Raw genomic sequence first — 6873 nt, 5'->3', positions numbered from 1 at the left:
GCACAAGTGGGCGGTGACGGCCGGCTCACTCGCCGCAGGCATGTGACGAATCGCCGTAATTGACCTCGGGCAACTATGTGAGGCAAGGAAAGTGGCAAACTGAACGACATGTCTGACGGATCCACTCGACGCAGTCGCGGCCGACCGCCTGGCCCCGGTGTCGATCCTGGGGCACGGCGCGAAGAATTGCTTGATGCCGCTGAGGCGGAAATCATCGAAAACGGGGTCGATTTCGGTCTCGCCGGTGTCGCGAAACGAGCCGGCCTGACCCGCTCGGCCGTGTACGCGGCGTTCGCCGACCGCAGCGACCTCCTGGCGGCGCTGGCGCAGAGACACACCCAAAACCTCGTCTTAGAGGTCGGGACCATGGTGAACACCCTGCACGACCCCAAGGAACAGACGCGGTCGGTGATCGACATCCTCGCCCGGTGGATGGAGGACAACAGCAAGCTTGCAGCTGTTCTGGCTCCACGCATGCAGGTCGGCGTCGGTTCGGCCGAGGTCACCGGATTCATCGAGCAGGTCCTGGACATAGCCCTGGCGCAGCTCGGGGCCGACACCCGGGCGTCCGGGCCGTGGGCGCGTGCCCTGGTCGGAGCCATCTGGACCGCCGTGGACTGGTGGAGCAAGACGCCCACGATGGATCGTGCCGAACTCGTCGACCACATCACCGAACTGATCTGGGCCGGCTTTGCCGGTGTGGGCGGCGAACGGGTGCGACTGCCCGAGGTCGAGCTGCCGGTCGAGACCGACGAAGCTGGAGAAGTGGTCAAGGGTTGACCTCGAGCGCCTGTTAAATACACCATGATTCATGGGTGCATCGGAGATCACAGGCGCAGCGAATTGGGACGTCGTCCGCGAACGCCATCCTGACCTCGTCGATCGGCTCGAGGCTGGGTTGCATATGGGTGACCCGCTTGCCCAAGCCGCCATCGAGGAGATGTTTGCCCTCGACGGTTACGGCTGGCGAGACATCCTGCAGATTCTTGACGACCTGCCTGGCCGGATCGATGACGCACCGCCTCGACTGCGGGAGCTGCTTGATGCCGCATCGACGCCGCCGCCGTGGTTCGATGCGGCCGTCGCTCAAGCGGGTGGTCGAGCCTGGTGGAAGTTCGGAACACTCCAGTCCAGCACGCTCTACCAGTCGTTGATCTACGGCTATCAGGCGCGCGGATTCGTCCGGCCGCTCGCGGCAACTGGCCGGTTCGAGGAGCACACCTACGACCGTGTGCTGGGTACCGGTCGCTGGATCGCCCTGGCGACCGCACCGGGTCAGATGCTGCCCGGCAATGCAGGTTGGGCGCAGACTCTCCGGATCCGCCTGGTCCACGCGATGGTTCGACACCATCTGATCACCGAAGGTGGCTGGGATGTGACCGAGTGGGGCGTCCCGATCAGCCAGACGTACAGCGCCCTGACCATCGGTGGGGGGTTCTTGGCGTTGCCGATGAAGGTGGCACGCGACCTCGGTATCCAGTACTCGGCCGCCGAGCACGAAGCGATCGCGCATCTGTGGCGATGGATCGGCTGGGTCATCGGGGTGGACGAGCAATTGCTGCCCAACAACTTCGGCGCCGCCAACGAATTGTTCGATGTGGGAGCACAATTCGACCTCGAACCAGATGAGGCGTCGAAGACCTTGACCCGGGCATTGCTGCGGGAGGGCTACCGGATAGACATCCCGCTGATGCCGGGTCCGTTGGCCACGATGATGAACTCGGTACTGCGGCCCATGTTGTCCGTGTCGTTTTCATCGATCTCGACGCGCTGGATGGACAAACCGTCCGCGGGAAAGATGGGCCTTCGCCGCACGCCGTTGCATCACCTCGTCGATGTGGCCAGGCCTGCGGTTCGCGCCCGCGAGGTGGCACGGGTGATCGGATTGCTCGGCGACGAGGATCGGGTGGTCCGGCGCGAGATGCGGGTTGTCATGTGGGGCCTGGGCATGGACGCTCGACAGATCGCCCACGTGGACTCGGTTGCGTAGTGCCCGTGCTTTGTCGGGCATGGGTTGCCGACGGGTTCTCGATCTTTACTGCTGGTAAATGGCATTGACCCCGCTAAGATAGTGCTGATAACTTAACGGCGATCACTTGAGAATGACTCGAAAGGATCTGCCGTGTTGTCCTCGTTGGCCCGTGGCGTCATCGCCGCCCCGAAGCGCGTCCTGGCCGGAGCGCTGCTGTTGCTCATCATCTGCGGGGTCCTCGGCTCGTCGGTGTCCGGTCAGCTGGCCGCCGGCGGTTTCCAGGACCCGGATTCCGAATCGGCCAAGGCGATCGAGGTGATGAGCGACACCTTCGAGCGCGGGGGCCTGCAGGTGGTCATCCGCCTGCACGAGTCGGGAACACCCAACATCTCCGACAGCGACACTGCGCGGACCGCGGCAGACGCCGTGGTGCGCGAACTCGAGTCGTTGAGCTTCGTCGAAAGACCGATCATCTCGGCGTGGAACAATCCGGAAGCAGCAGCCGCGCTCATTTCCGAAGACCGCACATCCGGGCTGATCACGTTCACGGTCGCGGGGGGCGACAAGGACGCTGCGGGCAACGGCAGGAAGATCGAAGACCGTTTCAGCGCCCCGTCTTTCACCGGCCAGTTCCCCGGGATCGACGTTCTCGTCGGTGGACAGGCGATGGTCTACTCGCAGGTCAACGAACAGACCAGCCGTGACCTGTTCGTCGCTGAGGCAGTGGCGATCCCGATCAGTTTCCTGCTTCTCATCTGGGTGTTCGGAGGACTCACCGCGGCCGTGCTACCGCTGGCGATCGGTATCTTCGCGATCATCGGAACAACGGCTGTACTGCGAGGTTTCACGCTCTTTGCCGACGTGTCCGTCTTCGCCCTCAATCTGACGACGGCCATGGGGCTCGCGCTGGCCATCGACTACACACTCTTGATCATCAACCGCTACCGAGAAGAAGTGCAGGCCGGACGGAACCGGGATGACGCTCTTGTCGTCACCGTCGCGACGGCAGGACGCACAGTTCTGTTCTCCGCTGTGACAGTGGCATTTTCGCTCGCTGCGATGGCGATCTTCCCGATGTACTTCCTGCGGTCGTTCGCCTATGCGGGACTGGCCGTGGTGGCGCTGGCCGCCGCTGCCGCGCTCGTGGTGGCACCGGCACTCATCGCTGTGCTCGGCCCGCGCATCGACTCACTTGATGTGCGCAGGCCCATCCGAAGGCTCCTCGGCCGAGACGAACCGCATGTGCCCGAACCCGAAGAGTCGATGTGGTACCGCTCCACACAGTTTGTCCTGCGTCACGCCGTCCCGGTCGGGTTGGCCGTCGTCGCATTGCTTCTCGTCCTGGGTGCCCCGTTCCTCGGCATCAAGTTCGGCTACCCGGACGACCGTGTGCTCCCGGAGTCGGCGTCCGCGCGCGTACTCGGTGACGAACTGCGAGAAGACTATTCACAGAACGCATCCGCGTCCGTCAACATAGTGATCCCGGAGGCCCGCGACCTCGGCGAGCCCACGATGTCGCGGTATGGCCAGGACCTCTCCCAGGTGGCCGACGTCACCGCGGTCACAACCCCGGTCGGAACGTTCGTCGACGGACAACGGGTGGGCAACGGTGGCAACGACATGACCGCCGACAACGCCGCCTATCTCACCGTTTCCTCGACCGTCGATCCGTTCTCCGAACGCGGTCAGGACCAGCTCGACGCGCTTCGTGAGGTGCCCGCACCCGCCGAGACGTTGTTCAGCGGTCTGGCACAGCAGAACATCGACAACGTCAACAGCATCATCGACCACCTCCCCGAGGTGTTCGTTGTCATCGTCGTGACGACGTTCATCCTGTTGTTCCTGCTCACCGGTTCGGTACTGCTACCGGTGAAAGCGCTGGTGCTCAACGTGTTCTCGCTGACGGCGACATTCGGCGCGATGGTCTGGATCTTCCAGGACGGCAATCTCGGAGGGCTCGGAAGCACCACCACCGGCACGCTCATCGCCAACATGCCCGTACTCATGTTCTGCATCGCTTTCGGGTTGTCGATGGATTACGAGGTGTTCTTGCTGTCGCGGATACGGGAAGAGTGGCTCAAGTCCGGCAGGACCAGGGCGGACAACGATCACGCGGTCGCGTACGGCTTGGCCAGAACCGGCCGGGTTGTGACGGCCGCTGCGCTGCTGATGGCCATCGTCTTTGCCGGAATCGCCTTCTCGCAGGTGTCTTTCATGCGGATGTTCGGTGTCGGTCTCGCGCTGGCGGTCTTGATGGACGCAACGTTGATCCGCATGTTCCTCGTTCCTGCATTCATGAAGATCGCCGGCCGGGCAAACTGGTGGGCACCGGCGCCCCTACGCAAGTTCCATGACAGGTTCGGTCTGAGTGAGGAAGGTGGCCATGACAGTCGAGCGACTGAGGCGCCGCAGGTCCCCTCGCGGCTCGGGTGAGCAACTGCGCGCGGAGATCCTCACCGCTGCAACCGAATTGCTTCTCGAAAGTGGAGACGAGTCAGCGGTCTCGATCCGTGCTGTCGCCAATCGGGTAGGGGTCACGCCGCCTTCGATCTATATCCACTTCGCCGACAAGGACACACTGATCGACGAAGTGGTGGCGCAGTACTTCACCCGACTGGACGAAGTGATGCGGGCTGCCGGGGCCGAGCACGAGGACAGCTGGGAAGCGGCACATGCGCAGGGGATGGCCTATGTGCGTTTTGCGGTCGAGAACGCGGAACTGTACCGGGTGGCGACCATGAAGGTCTGCGCCGAGGGCACCGATGCCGATGCCGTTCTCGGGCAGTCGGCTTTTGTTCATTTCGCCGAGACGATCGAGCGTTTGATGGACGAGGGGTTTGTCGACAAGGGCGACCCGACCCCCGTGGTGCTCGAGTTGTGGACCGCCGCACACGGAGTCGCCGCGTTGATGATCGCAAAGCCTTACATTGCGATCGGCGAGGATTACGAACTCGCCGAACGGGTCCTGACATCTGTGTGTCTCGGGCGGGCCACCAAGGACTTGATCGGTGGAGACGTCGGGCCCAAGGAGATCCGCGACTTCATCGTCGAACAGCGAGGCCGCCGAGGTCCCGATTCGTGACTCCATTCGCGGGGTGAACGTGTTCTAGTTTCGCTAGTGTCTGCTGCATGGGAGTTCTGGACGGCAAGGTTGCATTGATCACCGGCGGCGGCAAAGGGGTGGGCTTCGGCATCGCTTCGGCACTGAGCAAGGAAGGTGCCGACATCTTCATCTGCGGCCGTCACGAGAAGCCGTTGGCCGCGGCTGCCGAGAAACTGCAAGCCAACGGTGTGCGGGCAGAGTACCTGGTGGGCAACGTCAGCGAGGCCGACGATTGCTCAAGCATCGTCGAGGCGTGCGCAGAACGGTTGGGTGGGGTCGACATCCTGGTGAACAACGCCAACGATGCGATGCCGATCCCGCTGCTCGACGTGTCCGACGACGACTTCACCAGGTTCTTCCGAACCGGACCGCTCGCCGTGTTGCGGTTGATGAAGGCCTGTCATCCGCTGATGGTTGCCAGAGGTGGGGGATCGGTGATCAACCTGGTGACGTCGTCGGCGGTCCGCTGGGACATGGCCACGTACGGACCCTATGCCGCCGTCAAGGAAGCGACGCGCTCGTTGACCCGGGCGGCGGGCTGCGAATGGGGTAAGGACAACATCCGCGTCAACGCCATTGCGCCGCATGCCATGACGCCATCGTTGCAGTGGTGGACAGAGACGTACCCGGAGGCGGCCGAAGCGTTTGTCAAGAGCATCCCGCTGGGCCGGATCGGTGATGCCGAGCAGGACATCGGTCGAATCGCGGTGTTCCTGTGCAGTACGGATGCGGCGTATCTCAGCGGTGTGACGATCCCCGCCGATGGCGGTCACAGCCGGTGGGGCTGACCAGATCGATGCTCTGAGCCGACTGTTCGGCCCGGCAGCTGGTCCCCCAGGGGAGTCGACTGCACCGAAGTTCAAGAGAAGGTAAAGTCGGAACTCGATAGCCACGCCGCTCGTTGAGCGTGCATAAGTGGGATCACTTGATGAAGGGACCAAAACGGTGCGTGAAAGCAGCAATCCGGTGATGCGCGGAGTAGTGCGCAGCAACCAGGGACCCGGCGGCTACGCCGGCTTTGGCGCTGGTGCAGCCGGCGCCGGCCAGGGCGCGATGTGGAATCAGCAGACGGGGCAACCGCCTGCCGATCCGTTCGCCCGTCCAGGGCAGCAGGTCGGATCGCGAACCCTGACCATCGACGACGTCGTGATGAAGACAGCCGCCACCCTCGGTGTCCTCATCCTCTCGGCGGCTGTCTCGTACTTCCTGGCCAGCCAGAACGAAGCCTTGGCGATGCCGCTGATGCTGGTCGGCGCGCTGGGTGGGCTCGGCCTCGTCCTCGTCGCGACATTCGGTCGTAAGCAAGACAATCCGGCCATCGTGCTCAGTTACGCGCTGCTCGAAGGTCTGTTCGTCGGTACGGTGTCGTTCGTCTTCGCCAACTGGGTTGTTGCCGGCGACGTCAGCGCCGGTGTCCTGATCGGCCAGGCGGTGCTCGCGACATTCGGTGTCTTCGGCGGCATGCTGATCGTCTACAAGACCGGCGCCATCCGCGTCACCCCGCGGTTCACCCGGATGATCTTCGCGGGCCTGATCGGCGTGCTCGTGCTGATCCTCGGCAACCTCGTCATCGGGTTCTTCAACGGTGGCGACGGACTGGGCCTTCGTGACGGCGGACCGATCGCGATCATCTTCTCGCTCGTCTGCATCGCGCTTGCGGCATTCAGCTTCCTGATCGACTTCGACGCCGCGGATCAGCTGATCCGTTCGGGCGCACCGGAAAAGGCGGCCTGGGGCATCGCTCTCGGACTCACCGTCACCTTGGTGTGGCTGTACGTCGAGATCCTGCGCCTGCTGA

6 protein-coding genes are annotated in these 6873 nt (G+C 63.5%); all 6 read left to right on the top strand.

Going from position 1 to position 6873, the window contains the following annotated elements; all coding sequences use genetic code 11:
* Window positions 1-108 precede the first annotated feature (108 nt).
* The gene (locus tag WIMU1_RS25625; protein WP_084248573.1) at window positions 109-780 is read left to right on the top strand and encodes a TetR/AcrR family transcriptional regulator; all 672 of its coding nucleotides are present in this window, start codon (window positions 109-111) and stop codon (window positions 778-780) included.
* A gap of 31 nt (window positions 781-811) precedes the next feature.
* Window positions 812-1990, top strand: a complete 1179-nt coding sequence (locus WIMU1_RS25620; RefSeq protein WP_062801337.1) for an oxygenase MpaB family protein — start codon at window positions 812-814, stop codon at window positions 1988-1990.
* Between the two features lie 132 nt (window positions 1991-2122).
* Complete coding sequence (locus WIMU1_RS25615) at window positions 2123-4405, top strand: MMPL family transporter (RefSeq protein WP_062801335.1); 2283 nt, start codon at window positions 2123-2125, stop codon at window positions 4403-4405.
* Window positions 4356-5054: a TetR/AcrR family transcriptional regulator gene (locus tag WIMU1_RS25610; protein WP_062801333.1), complete on the top strand. Its 699-nt coding sequence runs from the start codon at window positions 4356-4358 to the stop codon at window positions 5052-5054. The genes WIMU1_RS25615 and WIMU1_RS25610 overlap by 50 nt, the downstream gene beginning before the upstream one ends.
* A gap of 47 nt (window positions 5055-5101) precedes the next feature.
* Window positions 5102-5863, top strand: coding sequence for an SDR family NAD(P)-dependent oxidoreductase (locus tag WIMU1_RS25605; RefSeq protein WP_062801332.1), 762 nt, complete (start codon window positions 5102-5104; stop codon window positions 5861-5863).
* Window positions 5864-6020: 157 nt separating this feature from the next.
* Window positions 6021-6873: Bax inhibitor-1/YccA family protein (locus tag WIMU1_RS25600; protein WP_062801330.1), on the top strand; the 853-nt coding region annotated here is incomplete at its 3' end.

Source organism: Williamsia muralis NBRC 105860 (assembly GCF_001598915.1).
Taxonomy (GTDB): Bacteria; Actinomycetota; Actinomycetes; order Mycobacteriales; family Mycobacteriaceae; genus Williamsia; species Williamsia muralis.
This window is presented reverse-complemented; position numbering and strand designations above follow the sequence as displayed.

What these genes read in the sequence shown, in the direction of transcription:
- WIMU1_RS25605 (WP_062801332.1), top strand. Translation starts at nt 5,102, where the DNA reads ATGGGAGTTCTGGACGGCAAGGTTGCATTGATCACCGGCGGCGGCAAA.
- WIMU1_RS25610 (WP_062801333.1), top strand. Translation starts at nt 4,356, where the DNA reads ATGACAGTCGAGCGACTGAGGCGCCGCAGGTCCCCTCGCGGCTCGGGT.
- WIMU1_RS25625 (WP_084248573.1), top strand. Translation starts at nt 109, where the DNA reads ATGTCTGACGGATCCACTCGACGCAGTCGCGGCCGACCGCCTGGCCCC.
- WIMU1_RS25620 (WP_062801337.1), top strand. Translation starts at nt 812, where the DNA reads ATGGGTGCATCGGAGATCACAGGCGCAGCGAATTGGGACGTCGTCCGC.